The 24,014-nt window shown below is 33.7% G+C and carries 20 protein-coding genes; 16 read left to right on the top strand and 4 right to left on the bottom strand.

Translation table 11 applies throughout. The features are described from left to right. Window positions 1–92: 92 nt before the first annotated feature. On the top strand, window positions 93–1,625 hold the full coding sequence (gene pntA / locus GYW75_RS06095) for a Re/Si-specific NAD(P)(+) transhydrogenase subunit alpha (RefSeq protein ID WP_065610228.1): 1,533 nt from the start codon (window positions 93–95) through the stop codon (window positions 1,623–1,625). A gap of 15 nt (window positions 1,626–1,640) precedes the next feature. Continuing rightward, complete coding sequence (gene pntB / locus GYW75_RS06090; protein ID WP_174798780.1) at window positions 1,641–3,032, top strand: Re/Si-specific NAD(P)(+) transhydrogenase subunit beta; 1,392 nt, start codon at window positions 1,641–1,643, stop codon at window positions 3,030–3,032. 56 nt (window positions 3,033–3,088) lie between these two features. Here pntB and GYW75_RS06085 read toward each other — a convergent pair whose 3' ends face one another. The 3 genes from GYW75_RS06085 to oxyR form a co-directional block, all read right to left on the bottom strand. Then, window positions 3,089–4,117 carry an alpha/beta hydrolase family protein gene (locus tag GYW75_RS06085; protein WP_174798779.1) on the bottom strand — a complete coding sequence of 343 codons (1,029 nt, stop codon included), beginning with the start codon at window positions 4,115–4,117 and terminating at the stop codon, window positions 3,089–3,091. Between the two features lie 190 nt (window positions 4,118–4,307). After that, window positions 4,308–4,952 (bottom strand): HTH-type transcriptional repressor FabR, encoded by a 645-nt coding sequence (gene fabR / locus GYW75_RS06080; RefSeq protein ID WP_065626638.1) that lies wholly within the window; start codon window positions 4,950–4,952, stop codon window positions 4,308–4,310. A 41-nt stretch (window positions 4,953–4,993) separates the two neighbouring features. Then, window positions 4,994–5,920 carry a DNA-binding transcriptional regulator OxyR gene (gene oxyR, locus GYW75_RS06075; protein ID WP_174798778.1) on the bottom strand — a complete coding sequence of 309 codons (927 nt, stop codon included), beginning with the start codon at window positions 5,918–5,920 and terminating at the stop codon, window positions 4,994–4,996. 405 nt (window positions 5,921–6,325) lie between these two features. Between oxyR and pcnB the strand changes: the two genes are divergently transcribed. The 13 genes from pcnB to yciH all read left to right on the top strand — a co-directional run bounded on the left by pcnB (window position 6,326) and on the right by yciH (window position 22,432). Beyond that, entirely contained in the window at window positions 6,326–7,690 is a 1,365-nt protein-coding gene (gene pcnB, locus GYW75_RS06070; protein ID WP_174798777.1) for a polynucleotide adenylyltransferase PcnB, read from the top strand. 76 nt (window positions 7,691–7,766) lie between these two features. After that, window positions 7,767–10,133 (top strand): LPS assembly protein LptD, encoded by a 2,367-nt coding sequence (gene lptD / locus GYW75_RS06065; RefSeq protein WP_174798776.1) that lies wholly within the window; start codon window positions 7,767–7,769, stop codon window positions 10,131–10,133. Window positions 10,134–10,212: 79 nt separating this feature from the next. Next, a complete protein-coding gene (gene surA / locus GYW75_RS06060; protein WP_174798775.1) occupies window positions 10,213–11,526 on the top strand; it encodes a peptidylprolyl isomerase SurA in 1,314 nt (437 codons plus the stop codon). Then, the gene (gene rsmA, locus GYW75_RS06055) at window positions 11,519–12,316 is read left to right on the top strand and encodes a 16S rRNA (adenine(1518)-N(6)/adenine(1519)-N(6))-dimethyltransferase RsmA (RefSeq protein WP_174798774.1); all 798 of its coding nucleotides are present in this window, start codon (window positions 11,519–11,521) and stop codon (window positions 12,314–12,316) included. The genes surA and rsmA overlap by 8 nt, the downstream gene beginning before the upstream one ends. 5 nt (window positions 12,317–12,321) lie before the next feature. Next, window positions 12,322–13,140 carry a bis(5'-nucleosyl)-tetraphosphatase (symmetrical) ApaH gene (apaH, locus tag GYW75_RS06050; RefSeq protein ID WP_174798773.1) on the top strand — a complete coding sequence of 273 codons (819 nt, stop codon included), beginning with the start codon at window positions 12,322–12,324 and terminating at the stop codon, window positions 13,138–13,140. A gap of 29 nt (window positions 13,141–13,169) precedes the next feature. After that, window positions 13,170–15,002 carry a signal peptide peptidase SppA gene (gene sppA / locus GYW75_RS06045; RefSeq protein WP_174798772.1) on the top strand — a complete coding sequence of 611 codons (1,833 nt, stop codon included), beginning with the start codon at window positions 13,170–13,172 and terminating at the stop codon, window positions 15,000–15,002. A 783-nt stretch (window positions 15,003–15,785) separates the two neighbouring features. Further along, on the top strand, window positions 15,786–16,427 hold the full coding sequence (gene tmk, locus GYW75_RS06040; protein WP_034910296.1) for a dTMP kinase: 642 nt from the start codon (window positions 15,786–15,788) through the stop codon (window positions 16,425–16,427). Next, a complete protein-coding gene (holB, locus tag GYW75_RS06035; RefSeq protein ID WP_174798771.1) occupies window positions 16,424–17,407 on the top strand; it encodes a DNA polymerase III subunit delta' in 984 nt (327 codons plus the stop codon). The genes tmk and holB overlap by 4 nt, the downstream gene beginning before the upstream one ends. Window positions 17,408–17,483: 76 nt before the next feature. Then, window positions 17,484–18,884 carry an MBOAT family O-acyltransferase gene (locus tag GYW75_RS06030; protein ID WP_174798770.1) on the top strand — a complete coding sequence of 467 codons (1,401 nt, stop codon included), beginning with the start codon at window positions 17,484–17,486 and terminating at the stop codon, window positions 18,882–18,884. A 16-nt stretch (window positions 18,885–18,900) separates the two neighbouring features. Continuing rightward, a complete protein-coding gene (locus GYW75_RS06025; RefSeq protein WP_174798769.1) occupies window positions 18,901–20,199 on the top strand; it encodes an SGNH/GDSL hydrolase family protein in 1,299 nt (432 codons plus the stop codon). Next, window positions 20,192–21,367, top strand: a complete 1,176-nt coding sequence (locus GYW75_RS06020; RefSeq protein WP_174798768.1) for a GDSL-type esterase/lipase family protein — start codon at window positions 20,192–20,194, stop codon at window positions 21,365–21,367. Before GYW75_RS06025 ends, GYW75_RS06020 begins: the two co-directional genes overlap by 8 nt. A gap of 29 nt (window positions 21,368–21,396) precedes the next feature. Continuing rightward, a complete protein-coding gene (gene pyrF / locus GYW75_RS06015; protein WP_174798767.1) occupies window positions 21,397–22,101 on the top strand; it encodes an orotidine-5'-phosphate decarboxylase in 705 nt (234 codons plus the stop codon). Between the two features lie 10 nt (window positions 22,102–22,111). Beyond that, window positions 22,112–22,432: a stress response translation initiation inhibitor YciH gene (gene yciH, locus GYW75_RS06010; RefSeq protein ID WP_174798766.1), complete on the top strand. Its 321-nt coding sequence runs from the start codon at window positions 22,112–22,114 to the stop codon at window positions 22,430–22,432. Between the two features lie 60 nt (window positions 22,433–22,492). On the opposite strand, the gene tmaR is transcribed toward yciH, so the two are convergent. Next, window positions 22,493–22,813: a PTS system regulator TmaR gene (gene tmaR / locus GYW75_RS06005; RefSeq protein WP_085165540.1), complete on the bottom strand. Its 321-nt coding sequence runs from the start codon at window positions 22,811–22,813 to the stop codon at window positions 22,493–22,495. Between the two features lie 308 nt (window positions 22,814–23,121). On the opposite strand from tmaR, the gene accD reads away from it, so the two are divergent. Then, window positions 23,122–24,012 (top strand): acetyl-CoA carboxylase, carboxyltransferase subunit beta, encoded by an 891-nt coding sequence (gene accD, locus GYW75_RS06000; protein WP_065590328.1) that lies wholly within the window; start codon window positions 23,122–23,124, stop codon window positions 24,010–24,012. Window positions 24,013–24,014: the final 2 nt, after the last annotated feature.

Genomic DNA, 24,014 nt, shown 5'->3' with positions numbered 1-24,014 from the left:
CTTGAATAAAAAATAGATTCCCTACTCGCACATAACCCTATTTATGCTAAAATCAACTTACATACAATAAACTAACATAAGGACGTAACGAAATGCATATCGGTATACCTAAAGAACGGTTAGCCAATGAAGCTAGAGTTGCAGCAACTCCTTTGACTGTTGGACAACTGTTAAAACTGGGCTTTACAGTTTCCGTAGAACAAGGCGCTGGACATGCAGCTCATTATGAAGACCAAGCTTTTATTGATGCTGGAGCCACAATTCAAAACACACAAGATGTTTGGCAAAATGATTTAATTTTGAAGTTTCATGCGCCAAGCGATGATGAAATTTCTTTAATGAAAGAGGGTTCAACCCTTATTAGCTATATTTATCCAGCTCAACATAAAGAGCTATTAGAAAAATTAGCCACCAAAAATATTACTGTAATGGCTATGGATTGTGTACCACGTATTTCACGTGCACAATCTCTAGATGCATTAAGCTCAATGTCTAATATTGCTGGTTATCGTTCAGTTATTGAAGCAGCAAATCAATTTGGTCGATTCTTTACAGGGCAAGTTACTGCTGCTGGTAAAGTACCGCCAGCTAAAATATTAGTTATTGGAGCAGGTGTTGCAGGCCTTGCAGCCATTGGCGCAGCGGTGAGTCTGGGGGCAATTGTTCGTGCTTTTGACACCCGCCCTGAAGTTGCCGAACAAATTAATAGCATGGGAGCTGACTTTTTAGAGTTAGATTTTGAAGAAGAAGCAGGTTCTGGTGACGGTTATGCTAAACAAATGTCAGCGGCCTTTATTGAAGCTGAAATGGCACTGTTTGCAGAGCAAGCCAAAGATGTTGATATCATCATAACAACTGCACTAATTCCAGGTAAACCAGCTCCAAAACTCATTTCGAAAGAAATGGTTGAATCAATGAAACCGGGTAGTGTTATTGTTGATTTGGCTGCGTTAACTGGTGGTAACTGTGAATTAACTAAACCAGGTGAAATTTTCGAAACAGATAACAATGTTAAAATTGTTGGTTATACTGATTTAGCTAATCGTATGCCAGCACAAGCATCACAGCTTTATGGTACTAACATTGTTAACCTATTAAAACTGCTTGCTAAAGAAAAAGACGGTAATATTGATATCAATTTTGAAGATGTTGTAATTCGTGGTGTAACTGTGGTTAAAGATAAAGAAATCACTTGGCCAGCACCACCGATTCAAGTATCTGCTCAACCTCAGAAAAAAGCAGCAGAGCCAATTGTTAAACCAGAACCAAAGCCAATGGATCCTCGCAAAAAATATGGTATTTTAGCTTTAGTTCTCATTGCTTTCTTCTGGCTTGCAAACTCCGTTCCTGAAAGCTTTTTAGGGCATTTTACTGTATTTGCATTATCTTGCGTTGTTGGTTACTACGTTGTATGGAATGTTACACATTCTTTGCATACACCACTAATGTCGGTAACTAATGCAATTTCTGGAATTATATTGGTCGGAGCAATATTACAAGTCAGTGATGATAATGGCTTAACTACGGCAATTGCTTTTGTTGCTATTTTGATTGCTAGTATCAATATTTTTGGTGGATTCTTTGTTACTCAAAGAATGCTGAAAATGTTCCAACGTGGCAAGTAAAGGAGAGCATACATTATGAGTAATGGAATCATTCAAGCAGCCTATGTTATTGCTGCATTACTTTTTATCTTTAGTTTACGAGGTCTTTCCAACCAAGAATCTGCCAAATCTGGTAATATTTACGGTATGATTGGTATGGTAATCGCACTTATTGCAGCAGTTGCAAGTATTAAAGGCGGATTACACTGGATAGTTATTGCAATGATTATTGGTGCTGTAATTGGTTTATATTTGGCTAAAAAAGTTGAAATGACTCAAATGCCAGAGCTTGTTGCACTACTTCATAGCTTTGTTGGAATGGCTGCTGTTCTAGTTGGCTTAAACAGTTATTTAGAACCACACATTCAAAATTTTCAAGGTGGTGAGTTAACTGTACATTTAGTAGAGATTTTTGTTGGTGTCTTTATCGGCGCAGTAACCTTCTCCGGCTCTGTTGTCGCATTTGGTAAATTAAATGGACGCATTAGCTCAAAACCATTATCAATTCCAAATAAACATTATTGGAATCTAGCAGCAATTGTTGTTTCTATCATTTTAATGTTTACTTTTGTTGAAGTAAAAAGTGGCGCTGGTGCAACAATTAGTTTGTTGATCATGGCAATTATTGCATTCGTGTTTGGTTTCCATCTTGTTGCTTCAATTGGTGGTGCTGACATGCCTGTTGTTATTTCAATGCTAAATTCTTATTCAGGTTGGGCAGCAGCAGCAGCAGGCTTTATGTTAGGCAATGATCTATTAATTGTAACAGGCGCATTAGTTGGTTCATCAGGCGCAATTCTTTCATATATTATGTGTAAAGCGATGAACCGCTCATTTATTAGTGTTATTGCTGGCGGTTTCGGTAGCGATGGTAGCGCAGCTAGTTCATCGGATGAAGAACAAGGTGAATACCGTGAAATGCAACCAGCTGAAGTTGCACAAACTTTAAAAGAAGCTCGCTCAGTTATTATTGTCCCTGGGTATGGTATGGCAGTTGCTCAAGCTCAAGGTGCAGTAAGTAATATTACTGAAAGACTACGTGGTATGGGTATAGAAGTTCGTTTTGGTATTCACCCAGTAGCAGGACGTTTACCTGGGCATATGAATGTATTATTAGCCGAAGCAAAAGTCCCTTATGATATTGTATTAGAAATGGATGAAATCAACGATGACTTCCCTGATACTGATGTGGTTTGGGTAATTGGAGCTAACGATACAGTCAACCCAGCGGCAGAAGAAGATCCAAATAGCCCAATAGCAGGCATGCCTGTTCTTGAAGTTTGGAAAGCAAAAACGGTTGTTATTTCTAAACGCTCAATGAATACTGGTTATGCAGGTGTACAAAATCCACTATTCTTTAAAGAAAATAGCTATATGCTATTTGGTGATGCTAAAGACAGTGTTGAAAAAGTACTACAAAACCTTTAAGTATCACTAAAAGTATTACTGCGGCTTTTGCCGCAGTATATTTCTAAAATAGGCACTTAATTTAAATTCACCTTAGCTAAAAAATCGATTATTTGATCCGTTATTTCACGGTGTATCTCTGTCCTTGTGCGATTCCCACCATCTTTACAAATGATTGCTTCTCCTTTAGCCTCTTGCTCTAAAATATCTATAGCATCTGATTTACAAATTTGCATGAAACTAAAATGCGTTGCATCAGGGATAACAATATAAGTTGATAATGATTTTGAAAGAAACTGTTGTAAATAACCAGATTCTAGTTCTACATTCATATCACCAACATCAATACCAGCGCCAATGATTAAAGAAGGAAAAGCAATATTTTTCAAACTATCTGCAGTAAATCCTCTAACTAATCCAGCATCTAAAGAAATAAATGACTTTATTCTCTGATCTGACATGTTTTTATTTAATTGTGGGTTATCCAGTCCAAGTTCATTTACTAACTGGCAAGCTTTTAAATGTGAATGTATAGTGCAATCTTGTTTAAAAAGATCTGTATCAAACCTTGCTCCAGCAAGTGCAGCTACTGTCCAACCGCCAAGGGAATGTCCAATAGATGAAATTTTATTCATATCAATATAGTTTGCCAAAAACTCATCTATTTGTAACGCATCAATAGTTTTACTTAGATCTTGAGGACGTAACCACAATTTAGTAGATTGAGTAATATCTTTATTAAAATAAGTAGTTCCCGGATGATTTGGTGCAGCAACAATATATCCCCTATCTGCCAGTTCATAAGCAAGCCAATTTAAACTTTGCCAATTTCCTCCATAACCATGCGAAATAACAATCAAAGGATGTTTACGATAATTTGAAATAGATGCTGCATTAGGAATGACTTTAGAACCGTAAAAAACGGCATTATCGCCAATAGCTACTGCTCTTTGTTGAGCATCTGTCGGATACCATATTGCAATATTTAAAGGTCTACTGTCTTCTTTGCTATAATAGATTTCCTTAAATCCCACATTTGAATAAGCATAGTTGAAAAAGGGAAAGGACAAAATAAGCGAATAAAGCAAAAAGTATAGTTTAGTCATGAAATTAATTTCTATTTAACAATGTTTCTCTTTTTTTTTTAATGCTACAGTATGAATAACAAAAACACAATAAATAGTAATAGTAAAAATCAGTAATTAGTAGATATTCTTATTGAAAATAATTAATTGCTAAACAGCATGAAACTTTAATATTACAACCAAATTAGGGTTTTGAGATGAGGCATATCGATTAATGACTATCTTTTTTGATTTGTTCTTTATGGTATAGATAATAAGCTCCACGAGATACCATTCGTAGTTGAAAAATGAGATCTTCAATTAATTTTTCACGCTGCACCAAATCAAAATCAATCGCTTCTGCACCAGCATTAAATGCAATAGTGACCATCGCTTCTGCTTGAGCTTCATTATAATGGTGAGGCATTTGGTTAGCATTATCAAGATAATCCACAAGTTCGACAATAAAGTGTTGAATTTCACGGGCAATAGCAGATCGAAAAGCGGCTGACGTCCCCGCTTTTTCACGAAGAAGTAATAAAAAGACCTTCGGATTCTTATCAATAAATTCAATAAATGTGGTCACCGATGTCCGTAATACACTACCACCTTTTTCAATACGCTTACGTGCTTGTCGCAATAATTGACGAAGCGTTAAACCGCTTTCATCAACCATGGCTAAACCCAACTCATCCATATCACGAAAATGACGATAAAATGAAGTAGCAGCGATTCCAGCTTCACGCGCTACTTCTCGCAAACTTAAACTTGTAAAACCTTGCTCAGCATTAAGTTGATTAAATGCTGTTTCAATTAAAGTACGGCGAGTTCTTTCTTTTTGTTGAGCACGAACACCACCGGTCTTGATATTTTTCATTTGATAGCTCAGTTATAATATTTTCGATTTACTACCTATCTCTAAATTGATTTGTTTAATAATCGTTCTTTCTCAGCAAATACTTTGGGCATATGCTCTCGGATTGTTTTAGCTATTGTTTCATAACGGGAACGTAATGGTGAACCAGGACGATAAATAAGAGCAATGCTGCGTACAGGTACAGGATCAGTACAAGGAATATAGCAAATATTATCACGAATTCGCTCGTTAGGTATAGCAAGTTCAGGAAATAAAGTAATACCGCGACTAGCAGAAATCATACTCCGAAGCGTTTCAAGACTAGTAGCTTTAAATTGTTTATCTTCATCAACTCCAACTTGAAAACAGTATCCCATTGCATGATCTCGTAAACAGTGACCATCTTCTAACATTAAGAATTTTTTACCTTTTAAGCTAGAAAGTTTAACTGTATTTTTGCTAGCTAATTCATCAGTAGCAGGAACAGTTAAAAACATGGGTTCATCAAATAAAGGTAGTTCAATAAATTGTGATGTTTCTTTGACTTGTGCAATGATTGCGCAATCAAGCTTGCCGCTTTCGAGTTGAGCAACAATATTGGCGGTTTGTGCTTCGTGCAAGTAAAGTTCCAACTGAGGAAAAAAGTCATGTAAAACTGTAATGACATGAGGTAAAAGATAAGGTGCTATAGTAGGGATCAGGCCTACATGCATTGGTCCAGACATTTCTTCGCCTTGACGGCTAGCCATTTCTTTTAAAATTTGGATATTACGCAAAATCTCTTTGGCTTGTTCAACTAGCATCATACCAGTTTGAGTAAATAGTACTTTGCGACTTGTGCGCTCTAATAACATTACGCCTAATTCATCTTCTAATTTTCTAATTTGACCACTGAGAGTTGGTTGACTCACATTGCAAGCATCAGCAGCTTTACGGAAATGGCGAAATTCAGCTAACGAAACAAAATATTCCAAATCACGAATGTTCATAATGTCCCCAATAGGTTATCAGTTAATGGTATATACTCAAATAACTTCTATTATTTAATAGTTATAACAAATAACATCAAAAGCGCTTTATAATTTATCAAATTATAAAGCGTTATTAATTATATTTTGTGATACAAATAAGTAAAAAGAAGTTCTGAGTACAGTTTTATTCCATCTTAATTAGCTAATTAAATACACTAATCAGAGTAAAACAAAGTTTATTTTTTTTATTAGATGTTGTTAATATTACTATACGAGACACTATTGTTGATAATTATGTTTAAAAAATCAAATAGAATATTTAAGTCATCTAAAAAAATACAATTTTATTGAACGAAAAAATACCAATTCCAAGAAAAATGGAAACTTATTAGCAATTACTATATAATTGCGCGCTATATTATTATGAAGCAAAAAAACTTTTTGAGGTGCACCATTTTTAAACAAGTTTCACGCTTTTATCGAAAGTTTTTTCACAATGAAGACGAACAAAAAGCTAGCTATGTGTCCATTCCTCGTAATGAACATAATATATCTCGTAAAGAGATTAGTGAAAATGCATTAAAAGTCCTTTATCGATTAAATAAACAAGGGTACGAAGCTTATCTAGTCGGGGGATGTATCAGAGATCTTATCTTAGGTAAAACACCAAAGGATTTTGATATCACAACGAATGCTACGCCAGAACAAATTCAGAAAATTTTCCGTAACTGTCGCTTAATAGGAAGACGATTTCGTCTTGCTCATATTATATTTGGGAAAGAAATTATTGAAGTTGCAACATTCCGCGGTGAGCACGATTCTCAAAAAGGACAAACCAATATATCTAAACGTTCGCAGTCAGGTATGCTATTACGTGATAATGTCTACGGAACCATTGAGCAAGATGCTATCCGTCGGGATTTCACTATGAATGCACTTTACTATAATGTAAATGATTTTACTTTACGTGATTATTGCGGAGGATTAGAAGATTTACAAAAAGGCATTATTCGATTAATTGGTGATCCGCAAACACGTTATCGAGAAGATCCTGTTAGAATGCTAAGGACAGTCCGTTTTGCCGCAAAACTGAATATGAAAATTGAACTAGCTACTGCTAAGCCAATTAAACAGCTTGCATCATTATTAAGAAATGTACCTTCAGCACGACTTTTTGATGAGTCCATTAAATTATTACAAACTGGGAATGGTTACAAAACTTATAAGTTACTAAGAGAGTATGGCCTTTTTGAACAACTATTTCCTGTTATTGAGCATCTATTTGCTAACAATCCAAACAGTTATTTAGAGAAAATCATCGAACAAGTTTTAAAAAATACTGATTATCGCATTGCCAACAATAAGCGAATTAATCCAGCATTTTTGTTTGCAGTTTTTTTCTGGTATCCAATAATTGAACAAACACAAGCAACGTGTATCGAAAGTGGTTTGCCATTTCATGATTCGTTTTCGATGGCAATTAACGAAGTACTAAGTGAACAATGTAAAAGTATTGCTATACCTAGACGCTTAACGAGCATCATGGGTGATATTTGGCGTTTACAGCTACGAATGAAGAAACGGAATGGTAAACGAGCGTTTGCCATTTTAGAACATCCTAAGTTTAGAGCTGCTTATGACCTTTTAGAAATGCGAGCCTCAATCGAAAAAGGAGAGCTCTTGCAGTTAGCTAGGTGGTGGGATGAGTTTCAAAATACTACAGCCGAAAAAAGAATAGCAATGGTAAAACAGCTTAATAAAATAAATAAACGCATAGGGAAACGTTAATTTTTAATTCGCACTTTTATAAATAACCGCTATAATGCTGCAATTAAAATAATCAAAAATAGCTTTAGAATCATTGATGAAAAATTTAACGCCTTCTCTTATTGCTATAGCCGTTACTCTTTTTTTGTATAATAGCTCTAGTTATGCTTTAGATTTACCTAAAACCGTTGTAAGCAATAATCCTCAATGCCTTATAGACGTTCCTAAGTTTGATCGCCCTTTAGTTAATGGAGATATAGATACTTTACCCGTAAATGCTGAAGCTAATCAACTTGAAGCAATCTACCCTAATATTGCTATATATAAAGGTGAAGTATTAATAGAACAAGGCAACCGAACGGTTCAAGCAGACAAAGTAACAGTTGATACTCAAGATAGTAATAATAGAATAGTAACATTAGAAGGTGATATTACTTATCAAGATAATTTAATAAAAATGAAAGGCGATAAAGCATCAATGAATCTAAATAACAATGATGCAGATATGATCCCAAGTGAGTATCATCTTGTCAATAGGCTTGGTCGCGGTAATGCAGATAAAATGCAACTTGAAAAAAATCGTTATGTTATTTTAAAAAAAGGTAGTTTTACATCTTGTCCTATTAATGACAGCACATGGGATATTAAAGGAACGACCGTTATTCATGACAACGAGGAGCAATTTCTAGAGGTCTGGAACGCTGTATTTAGTATTGGTAAAGTGCCTGTTCTATACTCGCCTTATTTACAATTACCAACTGGTAATAAACGCCGTTCAGGATTATTAATTCCTAATTTCGGCTATGACAGTATCGATGGCATTGATTTTTCAATACCTGTTTATTGGAATATTGCACCAAATTATGATGCAACCTTTACCCCAAGAGTATTAGAAAAACGAGGTCTACAATTGCAAACAGAATTTCGTTATTTAAACGAAATAGGTTTAGGTACACTTGCATTTGACTGGCTTCAACACGATACTAAATATAATGAAGATAGAGACAATCGTTTTAATGGTAACAATTATGACGACAATCGTCACCGTTGGTTATTTCATTGGAAAAATGATGAATTAATTAACTATAATTGGCGCTTTTATGCAGATACAACTCGAGTTAGTGACAATCAGTATCTTACAAACTTAAGTTCTAAATACGCCTCCCAAACTGCAGGATATTTAACGCAGTATTATAAAATTGCTTATAATGATGAAAGTTGGGATATTATGTTAGGCTATCGACACTTTCAACCATTCCATTCAGAATTAAAAAATTCGCTTTATCAAACTCAACCACAATTGGATATGAATTATTATAATAATGATTTGGGGCCATTCAAATTTAGAGTATTCTCTCAAGTATCTCGCTTCTTGACGTCTGGAAAAAGTAAACCTAAAGCATGGCGAGCACATTTTGAACCAACGCTTAATTATACTTTATCCAATTCTTGGTCATTATTAACCACTGAAACTGGGATTATGGCAACTCATTATAATCAAGATAATATCAATAAAAATATTGAACAATATAAATATTTAGATAAAAAGGTAAATCGCTTTTTGCCTAAGTTTAGCATTGATGGTAAAGTCATCTTCGAGCGTGATGTTCCATTTATTAATGGCTATACGCAAACCTTAGAGCCTAGAGTAAAATATATCTATATTCCCTATCGGAACCAATCTAATATTAGCGACTATGATTCCACTATATTACAGTCAGATTATATTGGTCTATTTAGAGATCAACCATATAGTGGTTTAGATAGGATTGCTTCAACCAATAAAATATCAACTGGTGTAACAACTCGATTTTATGATAATAACAAGGTTGAAAAATTTAACTTATCTATTGGGCAAATTACTTATTTCACCAAATCAAAAACGAGTGAACACAATAATGATTTAGATGAAAACTCCGATACAGGCAGTATTACTTGGGCATCGGATAACTTTTGGCGTATAAGTAATGATATAATCTTTAGAAGTGGCGTTCAGTATGATACTCGAATTGATACAATATCATTAGCCAATGCAATATTTGAATACCGGCCAACTGGCGATAAGTTAATCCAATTATCATACCGATATGCAAACCGTAACTATATTGATACTGTCGATAAGAATCCATTTTATAGAGGCTATAGACAAGATATTTCACAGGCAGGAATGATGACCGCTTGGCCATTATCGCAAACATTCAATGCTGTTGGTTCATATTATTATGACGTTAAATTAGAACAAACTACAGATGGTTCTATCGGATTGAATTATAGTGATTGTTGTTGGGGAACAACAGTACAATATGGTAGAAAATTGACGGACTGGGATAATACTTCTCGCAAAAGTAAATATGAAAATAAACTATCGATTAACTTCGAATTAAAAGGATTGGGTAGCAACCGAGATACCAAAGCTAAAATGCTTAATTTCGGTAAACTACCGTATAATACAGCATTTGAATAAAATATTTTTGTAACTATAAGATTACCAATAAATTTATTACTAGCTGTCTATGCTGAAAAACAAAATGAGTTAAGTGAATATGAAATTATTAAAACTATTAATAGCATTAAATCTAAGCATAACTTTAGGAATTATAACTCCGTTATCTGCTAATGCAGCTCCGAAAGTTGTAGAACAAGTTGCTGCGGTTGTTAATAACAATGTCATTTTAGAAAGTGATGTTAATGATATGTTAAAAACGATTAAAGCTAGCTCAGATCCTAAAAATCTACCTAATGATAAAATACTTAGGCAACAAATTATTGAACGTTTAATTATTGAAAATTTAATTTTACAAAAAGCAGCTAAAGCTAAAATTACAGTTAGTGATGACGAGGTAACTGATGCTATTAATAGAATTGCAGCAGAAAATGGTATGAGTGTAGACCAACTTAGAAGTAGACTTTCGATGATGAGAATAAGTTATGGTGCCTATCGTGAAAGAATTCACAATGATATGCTAATAGATAAGACTCGAATGCATGAAGTTAGATCAAGAGTCAGAATTTCAGAAAAAGAAATAGAAAATTTAGCAAAAAATATTGCTCGTCAACCAGCCAATAATATTGATGTAAAAATAAGCCATATTTTGATTTCTGTTCCAGAAAAAGCATCAAAACAACAAATTGATAATGCAACAAATAAAGCACGAGATATCATTAATCGAGCTCAAAAAGGGGAAAGTTTTGCTAAATTAGCCACTTCATATTCAAACGATGATTTTGCATTAAAAGGTGGTAGTATGGGGTGGCGTAAACTTAATGAATTACCTACTATCTTTGAAGAGCGATTAGTACGAGCTACAAAAGGTAGTATTATTGGACCTATCCGTTCTGGGGTTGGTCTACATATTCTAAAAGTTGATGATACTCGTTCAGAAGCACCAAGAACCTTCACAATTGAAGAGGTAAATGCGCGCCATATACTGATTAAAACAAATGTATTAGTCACCGACCAAATTGCAAAACAAAAGCTAAGTGATATCCGTAAATCAATTACTAGTGGAGCCACAACTTTTGAAGCAGCAGCTAAAGCTAACTCTGAAGATACAGGCTCGGCAAGTAAAGGGGGCAACTTAGGTTGGAATCGTCCTGAAATTTATGATAATAGCTTTAGGACTGCTCTGATTCAGTTAAAAAAAGGAGAAATTAGCCAACCAATAAAATCAGCCTACGGTTGGCACTTAATCCAATTAATTGATAAAAGAAAAGCTGATGGAACAAATGCAATGAATAAAGATCAAGCTTATCGACTTATTTTTAATCGTAAATTTTCTGAAGAAGCCCAAGTATGGATTCAAGAAATAAAAGGTGACGCTTATATTAAAATCACAGGTGAAGATAAACATGAATAACCGTGTTCACCAAGGGCATTTTGCCCGTAAAAGATTCGGGCAAAATTTTTTACATGATGATTACATTATCGAAAGTATTGTTTCAGCTATACAACCTAAAAAAGATCAAGCACTAGTCGAAATCGGTCCTGGGCTTGCGGCATTAACAATACCTATCAGTAAACATATTGATCATTTGACAGTTATAGAGATAGATAGAGATCTAGCTAATAGATTAATTGAAAATCCATTTTTAAATAATAAATTAACGGTTATTGAACAAGATGCCCTGACCTTTGACTTTAATCAGTTAGCCGATCAATTAGGTAAACCATTAAGAGTATTTGGTAACTTACCTTATAATATCTCGACACCGTTAATGTTTCATTTATTTGAACATACAAATATCATCACTGACATGCATTTTATGCTACAAAAAGAAGTAGTAACTCGCTTAGTTGCATCGCCTAACAGTAAACATTATGGTAGATTGAGCGTTATGGCTCAATATTATTGTCAGATTATTCCTGTTCTTGAAGTACCACCAACATCATTTAAACCTGCTCCAAAAGTTGACTCTGCTGTTGTTAAATTAATACCTTATAAAGAAAAGCCTTATCTTGTTAATGATATAAAAATACTTTCTCGCGTAACTACAGAGGCATTTAACCAACGACGTAAAACTATCCGTAACAGTTTAAGTAACTTGTTTACTGTTGAACAATTAACTGAATTAAATATTGATCCTAATTTACGTGCCGAAAACTTAACAGTACAGCAATACTGTCAACTTGCAAATTCATGGAGTTAACAGGAATGGCAAACTTACTTATTGGTGATATTCATGGTTGTTATGATGAGTTTATGCGCTTACTTGAAAAAGTGAAATTCTCATCATCGGATATTTTATGGTTAACAGGTGATCTAGTTGCTAGAGGTCCAAAATCATTAGAAGTTCTAAGATTTGTTAAACATAATGCTAACCAAATTCGATTGGTATTAGGTAATCATGACCTACATTTATTATCAATTTATGCCAATGTTACCCCTTCTAAAAAGAAGGATAATCTTGATGAAATTATTCGTGCACCAGATTTTGGTGAATTAATGGAATGGCTGCGTAGACAGCCATTGGTCCAAATTGACGAATCATTAAAGTTAATTATGACCCACGCTGGTATTTCACCACAATGGGATATCGAAACACTAAAAAAATGTGCTTATGATCTGAATGTTATGCTATCTAGTGATTCCTATATCCTATTCCTTGATAAAATGTATGGCAACTTTCCGGATGAATGGTTTCCTGAACTACAAGGATTAGATAGATTGCGTTATATTGCTAATGCATTAACTCGTATGCGTTTTTGTTATGAAGATGGTCGATTAGATTTTTATTACAAAAAATCACCTGAGCAAGCACCTTCGAAACTTAAACCTTGGTTTTTATTACCAAGCAAAATTCCAAACGAGTATGCAGTTGCCTTTGGCCACTGGGCTGCATTAAATGGAAAAGGTACACCAGATAATGTTTATGCACTCGATACAGGATGTTGTTGGGGTGGAAAATTAACGTGCTTAAGATTTGAAGATAAAAAATACTTTAAAAAGAAAAATATTGAAGTAAAAAATTAGATAAACTATCTATGAAAGGATCATTTATTATGTCTGCTTTATCTGTCATTAAATCAATATGGAAAGTGATTAACTTAATAAGAGAAATATTTCTTAATCTAATATTTCTAATTATTATTATTTTAATCTTTAGCGTCATCGCATTAGTCCAAGAAACACAAAAACAAGAAATTATTCCACAATATGGAGCATTGGTGTTGGATATTGAAGGAGTAATTGTTGACAATACATTATACGGTGATGAAATTTATGCTTTACAAAGCAAAATCTACGGTAAGAAAGTAAATACTTCTCGTGAAAATAGTTTATTTGAATTAACTCAAAAAATAGCTCAAGCCACAGCAGATCCAAAGATTACAAGCATGGTTCTTAAATTAGATCATTTTGTCGGTGCTGATGTGAGTTCGCTACAGTATATTGGTAAATATTTAACCAAATTTAGTAAGGCGAATAAACCAATTTATGCTTATGGTTCTAACTTCAATCAAAGCCAATATTATTTAGCCAGCTATGCTGATAAAATATATTTAACACCACTTGGCTCAGTTAATGTATATGGTCTAGCGGCCAACAATCTATACTATAAAACTTTGCTTGATAATTTAAAAATTAACACACATGTTTTTAGAGTAGGAACTTATAAGTCAGCCATCGAACCATTTATTCGTGATGATATGTCAGAAGAAGCAAAAAGCAATACGACACGTTGGTTAACACTTATGTGGAACAATTATCTTCAAGACATTTCAACACAACGGAAAAAGGCCGATACCCAATTGGTTCCAACTCCAGAGGCTATGTTGACCAATTTAAAAGAGGCTAATGGTAATATGGCTCAATATGCTATGTCTAATGGATTGGTCGATGAAATTGCATCTAACTATCAATTTGAATCTGAGCTTAATAAGCAACATCAAATCAGTATTTATGATTATCAACTTAAGTCAAAAGATACAAATTTAGATAGTGATAACGGAAGCAACAAACCACTAATTGCGGTTGTATTTGTAAATGGCACTATTACGGATGGTGAAAATAGTAGTAATATTGCTGGTAGTCAAGACATTGTTGAACAATTGAGAAATATCCGTAAAAACTTAAATAAACATAACACACAAGCAATAGTATTACGAGTAAATAGCCCAGGAGGAAGTGTAGATGCGTCAGAAGCAATTCGTAGTGAATTAGAAGTATTACGTGATTACCAGATTCCTGTTGTTATCTCTATGGGAGGAATGGCTGCATCGGGTGGATACTGGATATCAACTGCATCGGATTACATAGTTGCAAGCCCAAATACAATTACTGGCTCTATTGGTATCTTCGGTATTATTCCAACATTCGAAAAATCTTTATCTCATATTGGTGTTTATAGCGATGGTGTAACTACCTCTCCATTAGCAAGTAATAATTTTGCGCAAGATCTACCAACCGAAATGAACCAACTAATTCAATTAAATATTGATAATGGCTATCAAACATTTATTTCGTTAGTAGCAAAAGCACGAAATATGACAACCGAGCAAGTCGATAAAATTGGACAAGGACAAGTTTGGTTAGGTTCAGAAGCAAGTAAGATTGGACTTGTTGATAAATTAGGTGACTTTGATGATGCCATTGAAACAGCTGCAACATTAGCTAATTTAACTGATTATGAAATTGACTGGCAAAAGCCAAAAGGAAATTGGTTTAATGCATTTTATTCAGATATGATAGCCATGTTACCTAAATCAACGGCAGAAATATTTTTTGAACAACTTCCTGCAGCAAAACAACTTCAACAGCATGTTTCTTTATGGAATAAGTTTAATGATCCACAAAATCGCTATATTTATTGCTTAAATTGTGCTGATGTTCGTTAATATACTTTTGCTTATTATCTGCCACTGTTGTGGCAGATAATAATTTCTTTCTCACTCTAATTTATAATTTGAGGAAAAACGTGAGTTGTTTTACTGCACGATTAAAATAATCTTCTAAACTACTTATAGGCAGTTGCTTAAAATCTGGTTTTATCTCTTTCAAATTATTAAATATTTGCTTATTATATGGTATCTTGATTAAAGGATATATACGTTTTTTGCCTTCTAATTCATTTGAAGGCAAGTTGGTTTAGTATATTTTTGATTGATAAGATGCCTATTACAAAATCTAACAAATGAAATACTGTGAATTTTCAATTAATCATAAAACAGTATAAAATCCTGAATATTTTTTACAAAATATAACCCCAAAAGTGAATAGTTATGTAAATACCTTATAGTTAGTTTACAACTTAGGTTAAAATTTGTTGCTTGTTTTAGTGTTTTATATCCAGTAAGACTATTGTCAAATAGCCACAAAAAGCGCAAATAATTCCTACAATTAAATATATATCTTATTTATCTCCCTTGTATTTCACTAGCTGGTAGAAGTTTAGTTGCTATTGATAAAATTGAATAAAATCAATACCCTACCTGAATGATTTTTGCTGTTCATCTTATTGCTTCATTAACATTAAAAAAATATTTAAAATTTAATAATGAAGGTATTAATTGTAAAATTGAAAAAAGTATTAATAATTCAAACTAAAATAATCAGTAAAAATAGCGTACAATAGCGCAATATTAAACACAAGCTTATTATAAATAGATTAGGAATTTAGTATGACCGGCAAATTTATTGTCGTCGAAGGGCTTGAAGGGGCAGGTAAGACCACCGCTATTGATATCGTTGCTCGTATTTTAAATCGACACAATATTGGCGATTTGCAGTTTACTCGAGAGCCAGGTGGAACAGCGATTGCTGAGGCATTACGCAATATTATTAAAAATGGTTTAGATAATGAGCTTTTGACTGATAAAGCCGAATTATTGATGTTATATGCCGCACGTATTCAGCTGATCGATAATGTAATTAAACCAGCACTTCATGCAGGTAGATGGGTTATTGGTGATCGTCATGACTTATCAACGCAAGCTTATCAAGGAGGTGGGCGCCAGTTAGATAAAGTTTTTATGATGACATTGAAAGAACAAGTGTTAGGTGATTTTAAACCTGATCTTACTTTATATTTGGATATTGATCCTCAAATAGGATTAATGCGAGCAAGATCTCGAGGTAAACTCGATCGCATCGAGCAACAGTCATTGCCGTTTTTTGAACGAACTCGTCAAAGTTATTTAGAACTTGCTAAACAAGATAAAACCATCATTACAGTTGATGCAGGAAAATCAATCGACAATGTGAATGGGCAAATTGAACAAATTTTAACTGCATGGTTAACTAAACAGGTTGATATTGAATGATCTTAAATGACTACCCTTGGCTTTCTTTGCCGTATCAGCAATTAGCTTCTGGAATTATGCACAAACGGGCTCATCATGCTTTATTAATTAATTATGTCCAAGGTAGTGGTGAAGATGAGTTTGTTTCAAAGATTGCAAGCCGTTTATTATGCCAATCCTCACAGCAATTGGAGCCGTGCTTAAACTGCCATAGTTGCCAATTATTTTTGTCTCACCATCACCCTGATTATTATGTAATAACCAATGAACAATCTAAACAGTCAATAGGTATTGATCAAATCCGTAAAATATCAAACAAAGTTTACGAAAAATCTCAGCAAGGTGGAAATAAAGTTATTTGGATAAAAAACGCAGTTTTAATGACCGAAGCTGCCGCCAATGCATTGTTAAAAACGTTAGAAGAACCACCAGAAAACACATATTTTATTTTAAGTGATGAACATAACAGCAAATTGCTTCCAACAATTCACAGTCGCTGTTTTTCTTATTTTTTACCTATTCCTAAATTGGAACAATCCATTGAATGGTTAAAAAGTCAACGCAATCAGCAATACAGCGATAATGAGCTTGCTTCAGCATTATTATTGAGCGAAAATGCACCTCTAAAAGCACTTGCACTATTGGTACCTGAAAAGTGGCAACAACGAAAAGCATTTTGTGATCATTTGTTAGAAGTTGTACCACAAAACAATTATTGGCAACTAGCTAAAACCTTTGATCATGAAGAATTTATTGAAAGAGTTATTTGGTTTTGTGCTTTATTAAGTGATGCGCTTAAAGCGAAGCAAAAAGTGGGGCGTTTTATTGTTAATCGTGATCAAGTCCCATTGGTTCGACTGCTCGCCACTAAAAGCAATGAAAAAATTTCTGAGCTCTATAATTTATGGTTGCAGGCAAGAAATCAGTTATTAACTGTTACTGGATTGAATAAAGAATTGATTGTTTATAATGTACTTGCTCAATCCGAATTGATTAGCTAGCAAAAAGTAAAGTATTTTATAAAGGGTTTAGTCAAAAATTTTCAGTAAAGTATACTGTTAAGTAATAAGGATTGCAGTGAGTTATTTATCTATAGAGTTTGGTTTACTCTTTATCGCTTTCTTTGCCTTGTATTGGGGATGTCACTTATCACCCAAAATACAAAATATTCTACTTTTAGTAGCAAGTTATCTTATTGTTGGCAGTTATAGCTGGCAATTTTCGCTTATCCTTTTTATTTATACATGTGCAATCTATTTGTTCTCAGTACTGATTGCTACATCTGATCGTCACTCAAAACGATGGTTAATTTTAGGATTATGCTTATCAATAATTAATCTGGCGTTGTTTAAATATTTTGATTTTTTTCGTTATGAGTTGCAGGATCTACTTAATTTATTAAATTTACCAGTTTTACTACCTGTTATAACCGTACTAATTCCAATAGGCATCTCATTTTATACTTTCCATTCGGTAAGTTATTTAGTTTCGGTAAAAAAGAAAGAGTTACCCGTCGCTAACTTTTGGGATTTTGCCTTGTTTTTGTCTTTTTTTCCAAGTATTATTGCCGGTCCTATTAACCGAGCTAAAGAATTTTTACCTCAAATTAGCATCAGTCAGCCTCGTAAAATTTTAGAGCCATTTCGTGCATTTACGTTGCTTATCTTGGCCGTAATCAAGGTTTACTGTTTAGGTGGTTTAATCAATGAATATTGGGTTAAACCAATATTTGCTAACCCGTTAGAATTTAGTGTAATTGATTTACTAGTAGGTCTTTATTCTTATGCAATGCAAATTTATTTAAATTTTTCAGGGTATACTGATTTAGTTACAGGTATTGCCTTATTGCTAGGATTTCGTTTACCAATTAACTTTAATTTCCCTTATTTAGCATTAAATTTGAGAGATTTTTGGGCACGTTGGCATATTAGCTTATCTCGTTGGATTCGCGATTATATTTATATTCCTTTAGGAGGAAGTCGTCGAGGTTTTATTCGGACTCAAATCAATGTCATGTTGGCAATGTTACTATCTGGATTATGGCATGGCGCTGGCATTAATTTTATTATTTGGGGGGCATGTCACGGCATTGGTATTGTGGCACTCAACATTGGCGATCGTTATTTTGGGCAAGATTGGATAGCTACACGTTCACCATGGATAGCACGGTTATTAACATGGCATTATGTCTGTTTCACATGGTTATTTTTTAATAGTGACAGTTTACCTGATTCAGTAGATTATATGACAGCATTAATGCATAACTTCTTGATAGAACCACATCATGCAGGGGCATTTTTAGTGATTTGTTTCATTTACTTTGCCTACCCGATGTGTAAAACTTTTACTGATTGGTTTATTATGCAGTTAACCAAAATACCGCATTTATATTTACCATTGATTTTTATTTTAATTCTGTGGTTGGTTATTTATATTGCACCATCAGGTATGCCAAACTTTATTTACGCTAATTTTTAATTATATTAATTTAATTATGATGATATATAAAAAATCGTTCTCAAAAAATAATAAAAAACCAAAATCTAGTTTGAAACGGCAACGTCATAAATCGCTGAATAAAAGTGTAATTAAAAAAAATCTTCACAAAAAAACAAACACACCTCTCGTTTTTACTGGCAGCCCTTTATCAGCTCGTTATATATTAGTTATAATGTCTGTTACTGCTATTGCATTAATTGCGATTTATTATAAATCTATATTGATTTATTGCCAGCAAGCATACCATACTGATTTATTTGATGGTAATACGATTGCTTCCCAAGAAATTTCATCACAAGATATTGAAAAAAACTACATTGATGAGCAAAATGATCAAGAACATATAATCACACAAGCATCAACTTCACTTACTCAACCGATTGATGTTGCTTTACCCGTTACTGAAAATAAAACATCCAAGTTAGCAACGGATGAGTTTGATGAGATAAAACAAAATAAAAAAATCGAAGAAGTAGTTACAGACAAAAATCTAAAAAGTGAAGATACTGGTGCGGATTACAATTTAGAGATATATTCTGATACTACTAATCAAAATAAGCAAGAAATAGTATCTGTACTTCAAGATAGGAATGATGAAGTTCATAAGGATATTGAATCAATCCATGAACCACTACCGATTGTTCTAACAAGTAATGATAAGGTATTTTTTGCAGGTGACTCTTTAATGCAAGGCGTTGCACCATATGTAAAAAAAATGTTGTTTAAGCAGTATAAAATAGAAAGTATTGATTTGAGCAAACAAAGTACAGGACTTGCTTATCCAAGTGCCTTCGATTGGCCAAAAACAATTAATGATAATTTAATTGCTGATCCTTCAATAAAATTATTGGTCGTTTTTCTTGGTGCTAATGATCCTTGGGATTTTCCTGTTAAAGGTTATGCCAAATACGCTAAATTTAAATCTGAATTATGGGAAGAGCACTACCGTTTGCGTATTGCATCTATTTTAAATAGTGCTATAGAAAATGATGTTCAAGTACTTTGGCTTGCTGCGCCTTGTATGCGTAAACACAAATTAAATAATGGAATGGTTTATCTAAATAATTTATATAAATCTGAAATAGAAAAAACTCAACAACATTTCTTAACAACAAACGAATTATTGGGTTGCACATACGAAAAGTTCAGTAATTTCATAGAAACCGATAAAGCCAAAATTAAAGTAAGAGTTGATGATGGGGTACATTTTACACCAACTGGCCAAAAAATTTTGGCAAAAGCGATTATGGAACAAATAATTTATAAAGAATTAGAGGATACCTTTAATGATTAAATCTTTAAAGTATATTATAACCGTAATTGCAGTAACAATTACCGTTGGTTGTAGTGTAGCTGAAAGTAAAACCACCACGGTATCTACTATTGTTGATTTTGGTGATCCTAATGCTAAACAATTTGCAATGCGTTTAAAATCGTTAGAGGATAATAAAAAAACGGATCAAGTGGTCAATATTACTCAATTTGGTGATTCGCATTCAGCCGCTGATTTTTTTACTGGTGAGTTAAGAACATTAATGCAACAAAAGTATGGTAATGCTGGTATTGGCTGGATAACGCCTGTAGCTATAAAAGGACAAAGCCATGCAGCTGTTACGTGGAGTTCTAAAAATTGGAATGTGCTAAGTAGCCGAACTTTAAGTAACTTAGATTTTCCTATGGGTGGTTTTATTGCTAAACCAAATAAAGATTTAGCCACTATCCGAATTACACCAAGAGGCTCTAATAATAAAGATTGGCAAGTTAAGTTAACCTTTAAAGCACTTAAAAATAACACAAATTCATTAGCGCTTTATGATGCTAATAATCATAAAATTAATTTAAGCAATACTCCAAAATCAAATACTTGGCAAACAGCTTCGGTTGTTTCTAAAATGCCATTGGTTATAAAAGGTCAAAAAGATATAGAGCTTGGTGGAATTTGGTTGACTCGTTATCAACAACCAGGTGTTATTGTTTCATCTATTGCCACTAATGGAGCTAAACAGACAATTTGGCAAAAGTGGGGGAAAGATTGGTTTAAAGAACTGTCTATATCACAAAGTGATTTAATTATTTTAGAATACGGGACAAATGAAAGTTTTGATGGAGCATTAGATGCTAATCAATATCGAAAAAATTTAGTGAATAATATTAGACTGATTCGTAAAACATTACCCAATGCTACGATCTTGATAATGACACCGCCTGATACTATGGCAAATGAAACAAATATGCCTAAGTCTTTTGCAAAGATAATGGATATTCAAAAACAAGTTGCTAAATCTGAAAAAACATTATTTTGGGATTGGCAAGTGGCAATGGGGGGAAAGTATTCTATTAAGCAGTGGCGAAAACGGGGGTTAGCACGCCCAGATTTAGTGCATCAAACTTTACGAGGTTATAAAGAAAGCGCTCGTATTTTTTATGCTGATTTGAATGAATTTGTTAGAAAGAATAGCTAAGAATTTTGATTAGAAGGAATAAATGAGTTATGGCATCACCAATTATTGTTGCAGTTGATTTTCCAGATGTTAAATCGGCATGGAATTTTATTGATCGTGTAGATCCCAAAGATTGTCGCATTAAAATTGGTAAAGAGCTTTTTACACATGCAGGACCTGACTTTATCAAGCAAATTATGAAAAAAGGTTTTGATGTTTTTTTAGATCTTAAATTCCATGATATTCCAAATACTGTCGCAAAAGCAATTGCTGCAACTGCTGACCTTGGTGTGTGGATGACCAATGTTCATGCTAGCGGTGGTTCACGCATGTTGACAGCTGCTAAAGATGCGCTTTATTCATATGGTAAAGATGCCCCTATTTTGATTGCAGTAACAGTATTAACTAGCATGGAGTTAGCAGATCTACAAGAAATTGGTATTAACGTATCACCTTTAGAGCAAGCAACCAGATTAGCAATACTTGCTAAAAACTGCGGGCTTGATGGTGTAGTATGTTCAGCGAAAGAAGTACAAAGTTTTAAAACCCGTTTGGGTAGTGATTTTAAATTGGTGACACCAGGTATTAGACCAGTGGGTACTAATTCTGATGACCAAAGGCGTATTATGACACCTCAGCGAGCTCAAGCTGCAGGTTCTGATTATTTAGTCATTGGACGCCCAATTACCCAAGCAGAAGATCCTGCTAAAGCTTTACAAACAATTTTAGCAACACTAGATACAAGTAAGAGTTAATAATATTATTATGTCTGATAATTCAATTGTTTACTCGACCGATAAAGGTCGAATTAAACCGACCCAAACACTTATCTCACGCCCTAAGGGGGATGGTATTATTCGAATTCAACGACAAACATCAGGCCGTAAAGGTAAAGGTGTTTGTGTTATTACTGGATTTGATATCGATCATACTCAATTATTACAGTTAGCAGCAGAATTAAAAAAACGTTGTGGTTGTGGGGGAGCAGTTAAAGATGATGTTATTGAAATACAAGGTGATAAACGTGATTTATTAAAGTCATTGCTAGAAGATAAAGGATTTAAAGTAAAGCTAGCAGGTGGCTGATTTAGTTTATAAAATTAGCGCCCACAATAAAAATGGACGCTAATTACAGCACAATAGATTTTAATTAGAACGATAACTACGCATTTTTTTACTGATCTCTCGACGTTCTTTTGAAATTTCAGCATTTTTAATAATGTAATCATCAACACGATCATCGTAATCGCTTTTCATGTTCGCAATAATTGCTTGAAGCTCTTCATAAGTCATATCTGGTTTAATATATTCGCTCAAGTTTTCAAGTAGCAGTACTCTTTTTTGGTTGTCACGAATTTTCTTTTCGTTATCTGATATTTCACGTTTTAATTTATTCAAACGGCGTGATAAACGAATGTATTCTAATACATCTTGAAACGATGGTGCGGTTGTTTTTTCCTTGTCCATCTATAACCCCTTATTTCAAAAAATGGAAAATAAACTTTTACCAATTATATACCAATAATTTTTTAAGATCATATTAATTATATTTTTAAACAAAATGATATTTCAGTAGATTAGTTATCTGTTGAGTGTTAGCTATTTTAAATTCGATTTTAAGCAGATTTTATTTCTAAATCTTTATCAAAATATTTTTTTATTTTATAAGGTTATTTGCAAAATAACATAAAAATAAAAACAGCTATTAAGAATTAGTGCAAAGTATTGTACAATACCTTCAAATTTGTAAAAAGTGCCAGAATGAGAGAATCATAATGAGCTGGATTGAAAAAATTCTTAGTAAAAATAATATATCGTCAGATCATAAAAAGGCGAATATTCCTGGTGGCGTTTGGACAAAATGCACTAACTGTGATCAAGTCATTTATCAAGCTGAACTCGATCTTAATTTAGAGGTCTGTCCAAAATGTGATCACCATATGCATATCCCTGCCCGAGTGCGTTTATATCGTTTTTTAGACGAAGGTTCGGATATCGAAATTGGTGCAGATCTTATGCCTAAAGATATCTTAAAATTTAAAGATACTAAAAAATATAAAGATCGATTAACAGCAGCTCAAAAAGAAACTCACGAAAAAGAAGCAATGGTTGTCATGAAGGGAACATTGCTTGGCGTACCAGTAGTTGTTGCTTGTTTTGAATTTGCTTTCATTGGTGGTTCAATGTCTTCTGTTGTTGGTGCATTATTCACTCGCGCCGCAGAGCAGGCCATTGAGGATAAATGCCCTTTAATTTGCTTTTCAACAAGTGGTGGTGCACGAATGCAAGAGGCGCTATTCTCATTAATGCAAATGGCAAAGACGAGCGCTATTCTTGCTAAAATGCAAGATGAAGGTTTACCATATATTTCAGTAATGACCGACCCTACCATGGGAGGTGTATCGGCAAGTCTGGCAATGTTGGGTGACATTAATATTGCTGAACCTAAAGCACTAATTGGTTTTGCTGGTCCTCGAGTGATTCAACAAACTGTTCGTGAAACATTACCAGAAGGTTTTCAACGTAGTGAATTTTTACTTGAAAAAGGGGCAATTGATATGATCATTCATCGCAAAGATATGCGTTCTAAAATTGCCAGTTTAGTAACAAAATTAATGAAACTACCTGATCCGTTTAATGAAGTTACTCTTAACGAGACAGCTTAATT

This window comes from Gilliamella sp. ESL0232, assembly GCF_013346885.1.
GTDB lineage: Bacteria > Pseudomonadota > Gammaproteobacteria > Enterobacterales > Orbaceae > Gilliamella > Gilliamella bombi.
This window is presented reverse-complemented; position numbering and strand designations above follow the sequence as displayed.